Source organism: Acidovorax sp. 93 (genome assembly GCF_003633835.1).
Taxonomy (GTDB): Bacteria; Pseudomonadota; Gammaproteobacteria; order Burkholderiales; family Burkholderiaceae_C; genus Acidovorax; species Acidovorax facilis.
Genome location: NZ_RBIT01000001.1, coordinates 395,005 through 410,315, shown reverse-complemented (window position 1 = coordinate 410,315; position 15,311 = coordinate 395,005). Strand labels below are relative to the sequence as shown.

The window sequence follows — 15,311 nt, the reverse complement described above, 5'->3', positions numbered from 1 at the left end:
CTCAAATTACGTTCTTTTCGAGCAGCGGCGCGTTGCGCGCGATGCGTTCAATGGACAGCGGCGACAGGTCCAGGCTTTGGTAGCTGCCCGTAAGCAACAGCTCTGCCAGCCCTCGCCCCACGGCAGGACACTGCTGCAGCCCATGGCCCGAAAATCCGTTGGCAAACACCAGGTTGTCGCACGCCGGGTGCAGGCCCACGATGGCGTTGTGGTCGAAGGTGTTCATCTCGTAGTAGCCCGCCCAGGCGCCCTGCATGCGCAGTGCTTCAAAGCCAGGGATGCGCTCGGCCAGCGTGGGCCATATATGGTCCTCGAACGCTGTGTACTCGGGCTCCAGCGGGGCAAAGTCGGCGTCGTTGTCGGCGTCGGGCGCAAAGCCGCAGATGAAGCCTTTGCCCTCGGGCCGCAGCCAGATGCCACTGGTGTCGATGAGCAGCGGGCAGCCCGGCAGCGCTGCGGGGCTGGCCAGGTTGAAGACCGTACGGCGCTTGCCCATCACCGGCAGATCAATGCCAGCCCAGCCCGCAATGGCAGCCGCCCACGGGCCGCCCGCGTTCACGGCGTAGCGGCAAGGCAGCACGGTGCCGCTTTGCAGGCGTACTGCGTTCACATGCAGCACGCCGTCGCTGGCCGCAGTGTCGAGGCCTACCGCGTCATCGGCCACATAGCGCACGCCCTGGCTCTGTGCCTTCTTGCGCAGCGCCGTCAGCAGCAGGTAGCCATCAAACCAGCCCTCGCCCGACAGGCCCAGCGAGCCCAGCACCACGTCCTGCAGCGCCAGCCAGGGAAAACGCTCGGCCAGTTGCTGCGGGCTCAGCAGCGCCACGTCAGCACCATGCTGCTTTTGCAACGCATGGTTTTCGCGCAGTGTGGCCTCGCCCGCCTGGGTGGCCAGGTACAGGTAGCCGCCTTCGTGCAGGCCAATGTCGGGCACATCGCCACGGCAGGCCAGCAGCGTGCCCACGTTGCGCAAGAAGCCGATGCCAAACGCCGAGATCTGGATGTTGATGTCCGTCGAGAACTGCTGGCGGATGGAGCTGGCCGACAGCGCCGACGAAGCCCGCGCATAGGTCGGATCGCGCTCGACCACCACCACCTCGCAGCCCGGCTGCTGCAGCGTGAGGAAGTACGCAATCGCACTGCCAATGACACCACCGCCGATGATGACGATGGGGTGTGATTCCTTAGCGATCAACATGAACGGGGCAACCAGCGCGTGGGTTACACGTCAAACGTCACGCCCTGTGCCAGAGGCAGCGCGGTGGAGTAGTTGATGGTGTTCGTCGCCCGCCGCATGTAGGCCTTCCAGCTGTCCGAGCCCGCTTCGCGGCCACCGCCGGTTTCCTTCTCGCCACCAAACGCGCCGCCAATTTCGGCGCCGCTCGGGCCAATGTTCACGTTGGCAATGCCGCAGTCCGAACCCGCCGCCGACATGAACTGTTCGGCCTCGCGCACATTGAGCGTGAAAATGGACGACGACAGGCCCGCGCCCACGGCGTTGTTCATGGCAATGGCTTCGTCGATGCTGCTGTAGCGCACCACGTACAGAATGGGCGCAAAGGTTTCGTGCAGCGCGGGGCCTTCGTGTTTTTGCAGCTCCACCAGCGCAGGGCGCACGTAGTACGCATGGTCACCGCCGATGCCTTCCACACGGCCACCACCGTGCACCGTGGCGCCCAGCGCGCGGCTTTGCTCCAGCGCCTTTTGCATGCCGTCAAAAGCCATGCGGTCTATCAGCGGGCCCACCAGCGTGCCAGCGGTGCGCGGGTCACCCACCTGCACGTTGGCGTACACCTTGGCGAGTTGGGGCACCAGCTGGTCGTAAATGCTGTCGTGCACAAACAGGCGGCGCAGCGTGGTGCAGCGCTGGCCCGCCGTGCCCATGGCGGCGAACGCAATGCCGCGCAGGGCCAGGTTCAAATCGGCCGAGGGCGCCACGATGGCGGCGTTGTTACCGCCCAGCTCCAAGATGCCGCGCGCAAAACGCGCTGCAAGGTGCGGGCCCACGGCGCGGCCCATGGCGGTGGAGCCCGTGGCCGACAGCACGGGCACGCGGGCGTCATCCACCAGCACCTCGCCAATGTCGCGCTGGCCCACGATCAGCTCCAGCAGGCCTTCGGGTGCGTCGGCACCAAAACGGGCGATGGCACGCTGCGCAATCGCGTGCGTGGCCAGGGCCGTGAGCGGGGTCTTTTCCGAAGGTTTCCACACCACTGAATCACCACACACCAGTGCCAGCGCGGCGTTCCACGACCACACGGCTACCGGGAAGTTGAAGGCCGAAATGACGCCGCACACGCCCAGCGGATGCCAGGTTTCCATCATGCGGTGGCCGGGGCGCTCGGTGGCAATCGTCAGGCCGTACAGCTGGCGCGACAGGCCCACGGCAAAGTCGCAAATGTCGATCATCTCCTGCACCTCGCCCAGGCCTTCGGACGGGATCTTGCCCGCCTCGATGGTCACCAGCAGGCCCAGGTCGGCCTTGGCGGCACGCAGCTCCTCGCCCAGCAGGCGCACCAGCTCGCCCCGGCGCGGTGCAGGCACATTGCGCCACGCCTGGAAAGCCGCATGCGCGCGGCCGATGGCGGCCGTGGCATCGGTCGCGCTTTGCTGTGGCACCTGGGCCAGCACCTCGCCCGTGATGGGCGAGCGCGCCGCCAGCGTGCCGCCGGTGTACGCCGTGCGGGGCACGCCCAGGCGTTGCAGCAGTTGATCGACTTCGGACACGAGGGAGGTGGCGACAGGGGTGGCGGACATGGCGGCTCGCTAGCTTGGATGGAGGCAGAGAAAGGGAAACAGCGTGGGAAAACACACGCAGTGAATCCGCCAATATCCGCCAATCGCGCCGCGCTGGATAGCAAAAAAATGGAACTACTTGATCACAAATCAGCATGAAGTACCTGAAAATGTCAGGACCGCTACCCTATACCCAATGAGCGACAGGGGCTCAAAAGGCTCAATTTTTGGCGTCGCCAATCATTCCCCCAACGCATGACCCAGTATGACCCTGCTGCGCCGAACCTTCCTGCCCTCTACCGCCGACCTGCTGGCCTTCGAGGCCGCCGCCCGTCACCAGAGCGTGTCGCGCGCGGCCGAAGAGCTGCACCTCACCCAAAGTGCCGTGTCGCGCCAGATCCGCCAGTTGGAAGAGCAAATCGGCACCGCCCTCTTCCACCGCGTGCGCCAGCGCGTGGTGCTGACCGACGCGGGCCGGGTCTACGCGGCCGACGTGCAAAACGTGCTGCAGCAGCTGTCAGCCAGCACGCAAAAAGCCATGGCGTTCTCCAGCACCGACGGCCTGCTCAACCTGGCCGTGCTGCCCACGCTGGGCACCCGCTGGCTCATCCCGCGCCTGGGCGGCTTCATGGCACTGCACCCCGAGGCCATGGTCAACTTCTCGGCCCGCACCGAGCCGTTTGACTTTGCGGGCACGCCGTTTGACGCCGCCATCCACTTCGGCACCCCGCACTGGGCGGGCGCCGTGTGCGAATACCTGATGCACGAAGAAACCGTGCCCGTGTGCAGCCCCACCTACCGAGACCGCCACAACATCCGCACCCCACAGGACCTGACGCGTGTGGTGCTGCAGCAGCAAAGCACCCGCCCCACGCAGTGGGCCGAGTGGTTTGAACTGGTAGGCGCGCCCACCGCCCTGGCACTGCGCGGCCCGCAGTCCGAGCACTTCGCCATGATTGCGCAGGCTGCCGTGTCGCACCTGGGTGCAGCGCTGCTGCCGCGCTTCTTGATCGAGCAGGAGCTGGCGGCAGGGAGCCTGGTGGAGCTGTCAGACCAGGTGCTGACCAGCACCGATGCGTATTACCTCGTGTACCCAGAGGCGCGGGCACAGACGCCGCTGGTGAAGGCGTTCAGGGATTGGGTCGTGGGGGAGTGTGCAGGGCAGCGGCAGGGGTAAGAACATGGATTGCCGATCACTTTTGCATCGCGAGAAATACAAACGAAAGATGCCTCTAGCGCTTATTGGATATGCGCTAAAAGCTATCAAAAGTGAAGTAAACGCACCTGATGCAAGGTATCGGTAACCATGCATCGGTAGGCCAGATATCAGCCAGTAGCGGACGGTTGCGAATACGATGACCACAACCGCTTCAGACAGATTGCGGTCATTCACCGCGGCGTAGCTTACAGATTCAACCCGGCTCAGACCTTGAACAACTACCCTCAATACAAACCGCTTCGCAACCTCTTGCGCCAGTTCAACCTGCAGGACTCCATCGAGGACATCTGGTGGTACTTCCAGGCGGTGGATCAACCATCCTCGAATGTGAAGGTGTGGACAGGCCAAGCATTCACCGGCCTAAAGTGGGTTCTCCATAAGTGGGAGATAACCACACTCGCGCGCGAAATCGCACTCAACGCGACAACGCAAGGAACGCAAAGGCTTCGTCCGTGGCCGAACATGGCACGCGTTCTCAATATGCTGCGCCAGGTCAGCAACGATATGGCGGGTGCCCAGATCACACCAGAGCAGGCGTACAACAGCCTGAACCCCACGGGCCATCTTCAGTTTCCTTGGCAGCGCCAGCGTGAGTTCAATGCGCTCATGCGCTACTTCAAAGTGTTCGCAGCGCCTGATGTGGAGCAGCTCCTTGTGCGCGAAACAGGGATCAGCACGAAGAATTGGTTTTCAGTGGGCTTTGGGACAACAGGGTATCTACAAAAGCAATTCACGATCTCCTCTCGTCAAGACTACCGCCCCCTTGGGACCGAGCTTGAGCAATCCCAATCAGTGTTTCGCAAGCTGTCTCTGCCCATCGAGGAACTTCGCGTCAGGATCAGCGATGCTGCCAAGTACGACGAGACCTGGATGTACACCTGGAACCCTTTCGAACTCACGCCACTCGTGGGCCTGGACCCGAGCCAACCTGAACGGCTCCATTGCCCCATTCCCTCCTACGTCTTGAGGCGCGTAAGCCAGAGCCTCTACTACGAGATCGCCAATGCTGATGGCTTCAACAATCCGTTTGGCTCCTCATTTCAGACCTACCTGGGTGAGGTGATGGGTGAAACCTTCACAGGCCCTCAGTACACGATCTACGAGGAGCGTGAATACCAGGTGGGACGCGACAGAAAAGACGGCGTGGACTGGATATTGGTCGACGATAAGGCGAACTTGTTCATTGAATGCAAGGCCAAGCGCATGACTTCGGGGGCTAGGTCAGCGGTTGACCCGACCATCATTGGTCAGCAAGTGGACTACCTGGCGAAAGCCGTCGTACAGCTGTACAAGAACATAGCCGACGCGCTGGCGGGGCACACGCACTGGCCGCACAATAACCTGCCTATTTATCCGCTCGTCGTAACCCTCGAAGACTGGTACTTGTTGGCTAAGTCTGCTGACCTCTTGGCGGACACCGTGCGAACGAGAATGGCAGCAGCCAATCTTGACCTCACATGGCTGGAAACCATGCCCTACACAGTGGCCTCATGCCAGGACTTTGAGGACGTGAGCCCCACGATTGCTGAGGTGGGTATTCATGCGTTCTTCAGCTCGAAGCATGCGGGTGACCAGGAGCGCTGGATGATCCAGAGCTACGCCCAGGAGCAGTTCAATGAGGTGTACCGAAGAACGGTTCATCGCAAGCTCTTCGAAAAAGAGTGGCTCCGAATTCTTCCTGAAGCAGCCCTGCGCTCGTTTATCAAGAGTCCCGATGACGGCAGTTCTGTTCAGTCGCCTGTACGCAGCTTTGTGGACCGCCGACAGGTTGCTGATGGCCAATGAGACTGAGCAATCTCAGAATCGGCTACGCACAATGTCTGCTTCGAAACTGCTTTCGCTGTGTGACCGCCATCGATCACGGGAACACGAACGATAGCTGTAGGGCCACCGGCAAACCTCAGTCACGCCCCCCCCCAATAGCCAACCCCTGCGCCCCGCCCGACAAACTCTGCGCAGGCCTCCGCAGCGTCGCATCAAACGGATTGATCCTCGGCCCAATCGCCGCCGCTTCGCGCTTGAGCAACTCCACCACCGTGGGCAGGCGGTCGTCGTTCAGGCGCGCTGAAATGGTGCCCACGCTCAGCGCCGCCACCGCGCGGCCTTCGCGGTCCAGTATGGGTACGGCTACACCAGCCATGCCTTCGAGCAAGCCGGTGTTGCGGCCGGCGTAGCCCAGCTGGCGCACGCGCTCGATCTCGGTGCGCAGATAGACCTCGTCAAACACGCCGTACTCGCGCACGCGGGAGAGGTTGAAGCGGATGACCTCTTCGCGCTCGGCCTCGGGCAAGAAGGCCAGGATGGCCAGCGCACCCTGCCCCACGCCCAGGGCCACGCGGCCGCCGATGTCGCCGGTAAAGGACCGGATGGGGAACGGGCCTTCGCTGCGGTCCAGGCACACCGCATCGAACCCGCTGCGCACCAAGAGAAAGATGCTGTCGCCCAGGCTGGCGCACAGGCGCAGCAGCGCGGGGCGGCACAGGCTGCGCAGGTCGCCGGGGTTGCCCGCTTTGGCGGCCAGGGCGAAGAAGTCCATGCTCAGGCGGTAGAGCTTGCTGCGCTCGTCCTGCTCGACCATGCCCTCTGCCACCAGCGATTGCAGCAAACGGTGCGTGGTGCCTTGCGTCAGGCCCACGGCACGCGCCAATTGGGTGACTCGCCCGCCCTCGGCCTGCACGGCCGACAGGGCCCGGATGACTGCAAACACCCGGGGTACTCCGCCGGTGGCGGTGGATGCGGCTTCCATACTTCGCTCCTGTGGAATTCGTTGATCAAACTGAAGGCATCATATTTCATTGATCGGAATAAATTCAATAAAAATTCTGATTAATGGAATACCCGAAGCATTCTGGTTTGTTTATTGCAATAGATTCAATTGAAACAAGGGAATCTCTGCACCATTCAAGTGCCGCGTGCATCTGCGGCCTCGGGCGGTCTGCGTTGTTGCAAATGCTCGCAATAGCCACGGCTATTGCTGTGCTTTGCGCCTAGCAGCCCACGCCGATCCGCAGCGCACGCTTACCACTTGATCGGTGCAGAGCTCCCCTAGCGGCTGTTCCAGCCTTTGTGCGGCACTTGCACCACCCCGGTGCACGCACACCGAAGGCCCGCAGCCCATCCATGCAACTCCACAGCAGGTGGCACGCACGGCCCCCAGGCAAACCGTGCGATGCCACCACCGGAAAGGCTTTCGCCATGTCGTTTCTCAAGCTCACGGATGTGACCAAGTTCTATGGCAGCACCTGCGCGGTGCAGTCCATGAACCTCACGGTGCAAAAGGGTGAATTTGTGTCGTTGCTGGGCCCGTCGGGCTGCGGCAAGACGACCACGCTGCAGATGGTGGCGGGGTTTGAAGCGGTGACCAGCGGGCGCATCGAACTCGATGGCAAGGAAATCACCCACGCCAAGGCCAACACGCGCGGGCTGGGCATCGTGTTCCAGAGCTATGCGCTCTTCCCGCACATGACGGTGGCGGCCAACGTGAGCTTTGGGCTGGAGATGCGCAAGGTGCCCAAGGCCGAGCGCGCCGAGCGCGTGGCCCAGGCGCTGGCCCTGGTGCACCTGGAAAAGCATGCCACGCGCTACCCGCGCGAGCTGTCGGGCGGCCAGCGCCAGCGGGTGGCGCTGGCCCGTGCGCTGGTGATCGAGCCGCCCGTGCTGCTGCTGGACGAGCCCTTGTCCAACCTCGACGCCAAGCTGCGTGAGGAGATGCAGTTTGAACTGCGGCAGATTCAGCGCAAGGTGGGCACCACCACCATCATGGTCACGCACGACCAGAGCGAAGCCATGTCCATCAGCGACCGTGTGGTGGTGATGGAGGCCGGCCGCGCCACGCAGATCGACCACCCGCACCGCGTGTACGAGCACCCGCGCACGCGCTTCATCTCCACCTTTGTGGGCAAGGCCAACCTGCTGCCCGGCCAGGTAACGCATGCCAATGGCACGCACACGCAGGTGAAGGTGGGCGCCCTCACGATGGAGGTGGACGGTGCCCGCTACCGCCCCGGCGCCGCCGTGCTGCTGAGCGTGCGACCTGAAAAAGTGCAACTGGTGCCCGCCGTGCAGGGCCGGATGGATGGTCAGGTGTGCGAGCGGTTCTTCCTGGGCAGCCAGTGGCTGTACCGTGTGGGCACCCCCGTGGGCGACCTGATGGTGCTGGTGCCCAACGACGGCCGCGCTGCGCTGGCCGAGGGCGAGCGCACGGGCGTGGACTGGCCCGACCACTGCATGCGCCTGCTGCCCGCCGATGAAACCGCCATGGCCGAGCTGGAGGCCGAAGACGCCGCCGAGGTGGCGCCATGAGCCTGGCCACCACCTTGCTGCACAAAAAGGCCGCGCCCTGGTGGCTGTCGGGCCCGGCGCTGCTGCTGTTCACGGTGCTGCTGCTGGTGCCACTGGCGCTCACGGCCGTGCTGTCGTTCAATGCGTTTGACCCGGCCACAGGGGTGAAGGCAGGCGAGTTCACGCTGGAGCACTACGCCCATGTGTTCACCGATTCGTACTACCACACGATCTTCTGGCGCACGTTCTGGATTGCGGGGCTGGTCACGCTGATCTGCGTGGCCATTGGCGCACCCGAGGCCTACATCCTGAGCCGCATGGGCAACCCGTGGCGCTCCATCCTGCTGCTGGTGGTGCTGGCACCGCTGCTGGTATCCGTGGTGGTACGGGCCTTTGGCTGGAGCATGCTGCTGGGGCCTGAGGGGCTGGTGAATGGGCTGTTCGGGCTACTTGGATTTGGCCCCGTGAAGATGCTTTACACCGAGATCGCCGTGGTGATTGCGCTGGTGCATGTGATGCTGCCGTTCATGGTGATCCCGGTGTGGACCTCGCTGCAAAAGCTCGACCCGGGTGTGGAGAACGCCGCCCTGTCGCTGCAGGCCACACCCTTCACCACGCTGCGGCGCATTGTGTTGCCGCAGGTGCTGCCCGGCATCCTGTCGGGAAGCCTGATCGTGTTTGGGCTGGCGGCCAGCTCGTTTGCCATCCCCGGCCTGCTGGGCGGGCGGCGGCTGAAGATGGTGGCCACGGTGGTGTACGACGAATACCTGCACGAGCTGAACTGGCCCCTGGGCGCAGCGATTGCGCTGACGCTGCTGGTGGCCAACCTGGTGGTGATGCTGAGCTACAACCGGCTGGTTGAGGGCCGGTACAAGAAAGCGTTGGGCTGAAGTTATGCAGAAGAACGGACCTTTGGCCCTCGCGTTCAACGCGCTGGTCATCACCTTCATGCTCGCCCCGCTGCTGGTGGTGTGCATCGTGGCGTTCACGCCGCACAACACGCTGACGCTGCCCACCACTGAGTTCTCGCTGCGCTGGTTCAAGGCAGTGTTCGCGCATTCGGACTTTGTGCAGTCGTTCTGGAACAGCCTGTGGCTGGCGCTGGCATCGGCCACGCTGGCCACGGTGCTGGCCGTGCCGGCGGGCATTGCCATCACACGCTACGAGTTTGCGGGGCGCGGCTTTCTCAACGGCCTGTTCCTGTCGCCGCTGATCATTCCGCACCTGGTGCTGGGTGTGGCCCTGCTGCGCCTGTTTGCGCTGCTGGGGGGCACGGGCAGCTTTGGCTGGCTGGTGTTTGCGCATGCGCTCATCGTTACGCCCTACACGCTGCGGCTGGTGGTGGCCGCGCTGGTGGGGTTTGACCGCAGTGCCGAGCATGCCGCGCTGTCGCTGGGTGCCAGCCAGGCCACGGTGTTCACACGCATCACGCTGCCGATGATTTTGCCCGGCGTGACGGGCGGCTGGTTGCTGGCCTTCATCAACAGCTTTGACGAAGTGACGATGTCGATCTTTGTCACCTCGCCCAGCACGGTGACGCTGCCGGTGCGCATGTACATGTACGCCACCGAGTCGATTGACCCGCTGATGGCTGCGGTGTCGGCACTGATGGTGGCCCTGACGGCCTGCGCGATGGTGATTCTCGACCGAGTGTACGGCTTGGACCGAGTCCTGGTCGGTCGGAAATAAATGAGTACCGCAACCATGGTTTCCAGCCAACCTCTGCTCCATCGCGTGGCCGAAAAAGACCGGGCCTCCGTGCCCTTCATGCTCGATGGAGAACCCGCCGCTGCGCTCGAAGGCGACACGGTGCTGACCGCCATCCTCACCCACCGCGCCCAACTGCGCCGCAACGAGTTCAGCCACGAGCCGCGCGCAGGCTTTTGCCTGATGGGCGCGTGCCAGGACTGCTGGGTGATGACGGCTACCGGCGAACGCCTACGGTCTTGCGCCACCTTCATCCAGGCGGGCATGCAGCTGACCACCGGAGGGGCCGCATGACCGCCCCCGCCTTACAACCCGTGATCGTGGGCGCTGGCCCTGCGGGCATTCGCGCTGCGAAAACGCTGGGGGCGCATGGCGTGCGTCCTGTTGTGATTGACGAATCCTCGCGCGGCGGCGGGCAGATCTACCGCCGCCAGCCCGCCCACTTTGCCCGCAGCCCGCAAACGCTGTACGGCACCGAAGCATCACGCGCCACGGCATTGCACAGCACGCTGGATGGCTTGGCCGCCCACATCGACTACCAACCCAACAGCCTGGTGTGGAACGCCCAGGGTGGCCAGCTCGATGTGCTGCACGGCCCCACACAGACCACGCGCACGGTGCCCTACGGCCAACTCATCGTGGCCAGCGGCGCCACCGACCGCGTGCTGCCCGTGCCGGGCTGGACGCTGCCCGGCGTGTACACGTTGGGTGGCGCTCAGGTGGCGCTCAAGTTCCAGGGCTGCACCATCGGCCGCAACGTGGTGCTGATGGGCACCGGGCCGCTGCTGTACCTGGTGGCCTATCAATATGCCAAGGCGGGCGCAAAGGCTGGGGTGAAGGTCGCCGCGGTGCTGGACACCGCGCGCTTTGCCGACCAGCTGGCCGCCCTGCCCGGCATGTTGACGCAGCCCACCGTGCTAGGCAAGGGCCTGTACTACGTGGCTTGGCTGCGCGCGCACGGCGTGGTGGTGCACACCGGCGTGCGGCCCGTGCGCGTGCAGGGCGACACCCGGGTGAACGCCGTGGTGTGGAGCGACGGGGACGCCGAGCACACCGTGCCCTGCGACGCCGTGGGCTTTGGCTATGCGCTGCGGTCCGAAACCCAACTGGCCGACCTGCTGGGTTGCCGCTTTGCCTGGGCCCCCATGCACCGCGCCCACCTGCCTGAACGCGACGCAGCAGGCCGCACCAGCGTTGCCGGTGTGTACCTGGCGGGCGATGGCGCGGGCATCATGGGCGCCGATGCGGCCGAGTGGGCGGGCGAGCGCGCAGCGCTGGCGCTGCTGGCAGACCATGGCGTGAAGGTGGACACTGCGCGCGCGGCGGAGCTGGAACGCAAGCTCACGGGCTTGATGCCATTCCGCCAAGGGCTGGAGCGCGCCTTCCCATTTCCCACTGACTGGGCCGCCCACGCGCCCGATGCGCTGGTGGTGTGCCGCTGCGAGAACATCACAGCCGGTGAGCTGCGCGCCTGTGCCCGCGATGCGGGAGCCGATGAGATGAACCGCCTCAAGGCCCTGACCCGCGTGGGCATGGGCCGCTGCCAAGGCCGCATGTGCGGTGTGGCCGCTGCAGAAATTCTGGCCCACGCCACAGGCAAGCCGATTGACACGGTAGGACGGCTGCGCGGACAGGCGCCGATCAAGCCGATTCCCATCCACCTGCAACCCCAGGCGGAGGCCCGCGCATGACCGCCACCCCAACGATCGACACCGACGTTGCCATTGTGGGCGGCGGCATCATGGGCGCATCGACCGCGCTGGCACTGCGCCGCAAAGGCGTGGCCGTGGTGCTGCTGGAACGTGACCTGTGCGGCTCGCGCTCCAGTGGCGTGAACTATGGCGGCGTGCGCCGTCAGGGCCGCCCGGTGAGCCAGCTGCCGCTGGCGCAGCGCGCTCACGAGGTGTGGGCCGACCTGCCCGCGCTGATTGGCACCGATGGCGAATACCAGCGCAGCGGGCATTTCAAGATTGGCCGCAGCGAGGCGGACATGGCTGCACTGGAGGCCTATGCAGCAATGAGCCGCGACTTTGACTTGGGGCTACAGCTCATCTCCGGCACCACACTGCGCGAGCGCTGCCCCTGGCTGGGCGGGCGCGCTGCGGGTGGATCACTCTGCCCGGATGACGGCCAGGCCAACCCACGCCTGGTGTCGCCCGCGTTTGCGCTGGCGGCCAAGCGCGCGGGCGCGCAGATTCTGGAGCGCACACCGATGACCTCGGTGGAGCACGACGGCCAGCGGTTCACCGTGCGCTCGGGCACCACCGTGGCGGTGCGTGCACCCGTGCTCATCAATTGCGCAGGAGCCTGGGCCGGTGCGCTGGCCGTGCAGTTTGGCGAGGCCGTGCCCATTCACTCTGGCCACCCCGCCATGGCGGTGACCGAGCCCCTGCCCTTCTTCATGCACTGGAGCCTGGGTGTGGAAGGCGGCGGCATCTACTGCCGACAGGTGGCGCGCGGCAATCTGGTGCTGGGCGGCGGCGCAGGTGTGGCGCTGGATGCCGACCGCGCCCGCTCCGAGCGCAGCGCCATCGCCACGCTGGCCGTGCAGGCCGTGGAACTGCTGCCCGCCCTCAAGAACGCGCACTTCATTCGCACCTGGAGCGGCACCGAAGGCTATCTGCCTGACCGCCAGCCGGTGCTGGGCAAGAGCCACACCACGCCCGGCCTGATCCATGGCTTTGGCTTTGCGGGTGCGGGCTTTCAGATTGGCCCCGGCGTGGGCGAGGTGCTGGCCGAGCTGGCCCGCGATGGCCGCAGCACCACGCCGATTGATGCCTTTGCGATAGAGCGATTTCTCCCAACGACGGTGGCTGACGTGGCCAGCACTGCCGCTGCCCACTGACCCCGTTTGCCACCGACAAAACTCCCCTCCCCACCAGAAAGGAAACCACCATGACCTTCTCCCCCCGCTTTGCCAGCCGCACCCGCCGCGCCCTTGTGACGGCCGCTGCACTGACCGCCGTGGCCGCCGCAGGCACCGCCACCGCGCAGACCAAAACGCTGTACATCGGCATGAATGGCGGCACGATGGAGAAGGCGTACACACAGTACGTGTTCCCGGCGTTTGAAAAGCTGCATGGTGTGAAAGTGGTGGTGGTGCCCGGCACGTCCTCGGACATCCTGGCCAAGGCCCAGGCCAACAAGGACAAGCCGCAGATGCACGTGATGTTTCTGGACGACGGCATCATGGTGCGCGCCATGGGCATGGGCCTGTGCGAGAAACAAAAGCCCAACCAGCATCTGAACGACATCTACCCCGCCGCGCGCTTCAAGGACGACCTGGCCAGCGGAGTCAGCGTGGGCATGACGGGCATCGCCTACAACACCAAGATGTTTGCCGAAAAGGGCTGGGCCGCACCCACCTCGTGGATGGACTTTGCCGACCCCAAGTACAAGGGCAAGGTGGTGTTCCAGTCCATGCCCTCCTCATCGTTCGGGCTGCACGGCTTCTTGATGTTCAACCGCATCCAGGGCGGCAACGACAAGAACGTGGAACCCGGCTTTGCCAACTGGGCCAAGACCATCGGCCCGAACGTGCTGGAGTACATCCCGAGCTCGGCCAAGATTTCGGAGATGGTGCAAACGGGCGAGGCCGCGATCTTCCCGCTCACGCCCACGGCCGTGGCTGCACTCAAATCCAAGGGCATTCCGGTGGAATACGCCCAGCCCAAGGAAGGCTCGGTGGTGCTGATGACAGGCCAGTGCGTGATCGCCAAGAACAGCGAGCCCGAGCTGGCGCAAAAACTGGCCGAATTTCTGCTGAGCCCCCTGGCCCAGGCCAACGTGCTGCAGTTTGGCGCGCAGATCCCCACCAACCCCAAGGCCCCGGCCGTGGGTGAAGGCGCCGAGCAGGTGGCCAAGATCAACCAGTGGATGAAAAACGCCGTGACCCTGGACTGGGACAGCGTCAACGCCAACCGCCCAGCCTGGAACACGCGCTGGAACAAGACCATCGAGCGCTGAGCAACGGGGCCGTTGACGCGCGCCGCACCACACTGGCGGCGCGTTTGTGACAAATGTCACCGGCTGCGCCACGCCCTGCGGCAGGAGGGTGTCACAAACCGCTTCTTCGAATCCAGAATCCGGCGCCTGAACACGCTGATTCGTTCAGTTGCCATTCATTCGAAGAAGAGGGATACCACCATGAAACGCTGGATCAAATGGACCGCAGGCGGCGCGCTGCTGCTGGGCGTGGTCGTTGTGGCCACAGCCACCAGCGGCCTGTACCTGGCCGAGCAAAAGCGCAACCGCTACATCGACATCAAGCCGCGCCCCGTGGCCTACACCACCGACGCGCAGACCATTGAGCGCGGGCGGTACCTGTATGCGTCGCGAGGCTGCACCGACTGCCACGGCGCGCAAGGCACGGGCCGCGAGTTTGTGAACGACGGCAAGGGCACGCGCATCGTGGGCCCCAACATCACCCCCGCTGGCGTGGTGGCCCGCTACCAGCCCGAAGACTGGAACAGCGTGATCCGCCACGGCGTCAAGCCCAATGGCCGCCCGCTGCTGGTGATGCCGAGCGAGGACTACAACCGTTTTACCAACGACGACCTGAATGCCCTGGTGTCCTACGTACGCCAGTTCAAGCCGCAGGAGGGCACGCAGGCCGTGGTGGAACTGCCCCGCCCTGCCTGGGTGCTGTACGGCCTGGGCGCGATCCCCGACGCAGCCGCGCGCATCGACCACCAGCTGGCGCCATCGCGCCCCGTGCCTGCGGGTGTAACGGTGGCCAACGGCCAGTATGTGGCCAACATGTGCATCGGCTGCCACGGCGCAGACCTGTCGGGCGGCAAGATCCCGGGCGGCCCGCCGGACTGGCCCGCCGCTGCCGACATCCGCCCCGGCGCCAACAGCGCCATGGCCCGCTACCCCAATGCCGCCAGCTTTGTGGCGATGCTGCGCACTGGCAAGCGGCCGGATGGCACACCGATCCAGGTGATGCCGTTTGAGTCGCTGGGGCAGTTGAGTGATGTGGATGCGAAGGCGCTGTATCTGTTCTTGACAGCCCCTGGTGCCCTTGCCAAGGCGGGGGGCGCCGGGGCGGGCGTGGGCCATGCACCGGCGAGTGGGGAGGTGGGGCTGAACGATGGAGTTGCGGATGCGCATCTGGTGCGGGTGGAGCAGCCAAAGGGGCCGCAGCATCGGCCGTCGAACGTGCCTTCGGTGTCTTCGGGGTTGCGGATGCCGGGGTGATGTTTGGTCTTGGATTTTTTGATGTTTTAGGCCGCTAGCGCTTATTTATCAAGCGCTAGCAGCTACGATTTTTGTAGTGGACGTTGGGGTTTTGCCCCACCCGCTCGGGCAGAACTTGCCGAAGCCTGGGCTGGTTTGCTGGCTTGCTGGTGCGTGAGGCATGCCTGTT

At 64.7% G+C, this 15,311-nt stretch carries 13 protein-coding genes; 10 read left to right on the top strand and 3 right to left on the bottom strand.

Annotation, left to right across the window (positions count from 1 at the left end):
• Window position 1 precedes the first annotated feature (1 nt).
• Together C8C93_RS01840 and C8C93_RS01835 are read right to left on the bottom strand one after the other, a co-directional pair.
• A complete protein-coding gene (locus C8C93_RS01840; protein ID WP_121505729.1) occupies window positions 2-1,198 on the bottom strand; it encodes an FAD-binding oxidoreductase in 1,197 nt (398 codons plus the stop codon).
• Between the two features lie 23 nt (window positions 1,199-1,221).
• Window positions 1,222-2,757: an aldehyde dehydrogenase family protein gene (locus tag C8C93_RS01835; RefSeq protein WP_121505728.1), complete on the bottom strand. Its 1,536-nt coding sequence runs from the start codon at window positions 2,755-2,757 to the stop codon at window positions 1,222-1,224.
• A gap of 244 nt (window positions 2,758-3,001) precedes the next feature.
• On the opposite strand from C8C93_RS01835, the gene C8C93_RS01830 reads away from it, so the two are divergent.
• On the top strand, window positions 3,002-3,913 hold the full coding sequence (locus C8C93_RS01830; protein WP_199726971.1) for a LysR family transcriptional regulator: 912 nt from the start codon (window positions 3,002-3,004) through the stop codon (window positions 3,911-3,913).
• 252 nt (window positions 3,914-4,165) lie between these two features.
• Entirely contained in the window at window positions 4,166-5,740 is a 1,575-nt protein-coding gene (locus C8C93_RS01825; protein ID WP_147433716.1) for a hypothetical protein, read from the top strand.
• Between the two features lie 115 nt (window positions 5,741-5,855).
• Here the strand turns inward: C8C93_RS01825 and C8C93_RS01820 are convergent, their stop codons facing one another.
• Entirely contained in the window at window positions 5,856-6,701 is an 846-nt protein-coding gene (locus C8C93_RS01820) for an IclR family transcriptional regulator (protein ID WP_121505726.1), read from the bottom strand.
• Window positions 6,702-7,150: 449 nt separating this feature from the next.
• Between C8C93_RS01820 and C8C93_RS01815 the strand changes: the two genes are divergently transcribed.
• The 8 genes from C8C93_RS01815 to C8C93_RS01780 all read left to right on the top strand — a co-directional run bounded on the left by C8C93_RS01815 (window position 7,151) and on the right by C8C93_RS01780 (window position 15,142).
• Entirely contained in the window at window positions 7,151-8,257 is a 1,107-nt protein-coding gene (locus tag C8C93_RS01815) for an ABC transporter ATP-binding protein (protein WP_121505725.1), read from the top strand.
• On the top strand, window positions 8,254-9,126 hold the full coding sequence (locus C8C93_RS01810; protein WP_121505724.1) for an ABC transporter permease: 873 nt from the start codon (window positions 8,254-8,256) through the stop codon (window positions 9,124-9,126). The genes C8C93_RS01815 and C8C93_RS01810 overlap by 4 nt, the downstream gene beginning before the upstream one ends.
• A gap of 4 nt (window positions 9,127-9,130) precedes the next feature.
• Window positions 9,131-9,925, top strand: coding sequence for an ABC transporter permease (locus C8C93_RS01805; protein WP_121505723.1), 795 nt, complete (start codon window positions 9,131-9,133; stop codon window positions 9,923-9,925).
• A complete protein-coding gene (locus tag C8C93_RS01800) occupies window positions 9,926-10,237 on the top strand; it encodes a (2Fe-2S)-binding protein (RefSeq protein ID WP_199726970.1) in 312 nt (103 codons plus the stop codon).
• Window positions 10,234-11,634 (top strand): NAD(P)/FAD-dependent oxidoreductase, encoded by a 1,401-nt coding sequence (locus C8C93_RS01795; RefSeq protein ID WP_121505722.1) that lies wholly within the window; start codon window positions 10,234-10,236, stop codon window positions 11,632-11,634. The genes C8C93_RS01800 and C8C93_RS01795 overlap by 4 nt, the downstream gene beginning before the upstream one ends.
• Window positions 11,631-12,788 carry an FAD-binding oxidoreductase gene (locus C8C93_RS01790; protein WP_121505721.1) on the top strand — a complete coding sequence of 386 codons (1,158 nt, stop codon included), beginning with the start codon at window positions 11,631-11,633 and terminating at the stop codon, window positions 12,786-12,788. Before C8C93_RS01795 ends, C8C93_RS01790 begins: the two co-directional genes overlap by 4 nt.
• Before the next feature lie 50 nt (window positions 12,789-12,838).
• Window positions 12,839-13,909 carry an ABC transporter substrate-binding protein gene (locus C8C93_RS01785; RefSeq protein WP_121505720.1) on the top strand — a complete coding sequence of 357 codons (1,071 nt, stop codon included), beginning with the start codon at window positions 12,839-12,841 and terminating at the stop codon, window positions 13,907-13,909.
• Between the two features lie 180 nt (window positions 13,910-14,089).
• Entirely contained in the window at window positions 14,090-15,142 is a 1,053-nt protein-coding gene (locus C8C93_RS01780) for a c-type cytochrome (RefSeq protein WP_121505719.1), read from the top strand.
• Window positions 15,143-15,311: the final 169 nt, after the last annotated feature.

What these genes read in the sequence shown, in the direction of transcription:
- C8C93_RS01840 (WP_121505729.1), bottom strand. Translation starts at nt 1,198, where the DNA reads ATGTTGATCGCTAAGGAATCACACCCCATCGTCATCATCGGCGGTGGT.
- C8C93_RS01835 (WP_121505728.1), bottom strand. Translation starts at nt 2,757, where the DNA reads ATGTCCGCCACCCCTGTCGCCACCTCCCTCGTGTCCGAAGTCGATCAA.
- C8C93_RS01830 (WP_199726971.1), top strand. Translation starts at nt 3,002, where the DNA reads ATGACCCTGCTGCGCCGAACCTTCCTGCCCTCTACCGCCGACCTGCTG.
- C8C93_RS01820 (WP_121505726.1), bottom strand. Translation starts at nt 6,701, where the DNA reads ATGGAAGCCGCATCCACCGCCACCGGCGGAGTACCCCGGGTGTTTGCA.
- C8C93_RS01815 (WP_121505725.1), top strand. Translation starts at nt 7,151, where the DNA reads ATGTCGTTTCTCAAGCTCACGGATGTGACCAAGTTCTATGGCAGCACC.
- C8C93_RS01810 (WP_121505724.1), top strand. Translation starts at nt 8,254, where the DNA reads ATGAGCCTGGCCACCACCTTGCTGCACAAAAAGGCCGCGCCCTGGTGG.
- C8C93_RS01805 (WP_121505723.1), top strand. Translation starts at nt 9,131, where the DNA reads ATGCAGAAGAACGGACCTTTGGCCCTCGCGTTCAACGCGCTGGTCATC.
- C8C93_RS01800 (WP_199726970.1), top strand. Translation starts at nt 9,926, where the DNA reads ATGAGTACCGCAACCATGGTTTCCAGCCAACCTCTGCTCCATCGCGTG.
- C8C93_RS01795 (WP_121505722.1), top strand. Translation starts at nt 10,234, where the DNA reads ATGACCGCCCCCGCCTTACAACCCGTGATCGTGGGCGCTGGCCCTGCG.
- C8C93_RS01790 (WP_121505721.1), top strand. Translation starts at nt 11,631, where the DNA reads ATGACCGCCACCCCAACGATCGACACCGACGTTGCCATTGTGGGCGGC.
- C8C93_RS01785 (WP_121505720.1), top strand. Translation starts at nt 12,839, where the DNA reads ATGACCTTCTCCCCCCGCTTTGCCAGCCGCACCCGCCGCGCCCTTGTG.
- C8C93_RS01780 (WP_121505719.1), top strand. Translation starts at nt 14,090, where the DNA reads ATGAAACGCTGGATCAAATGGACCGCAGGCGGCGCGCTGCTGCTGGGC.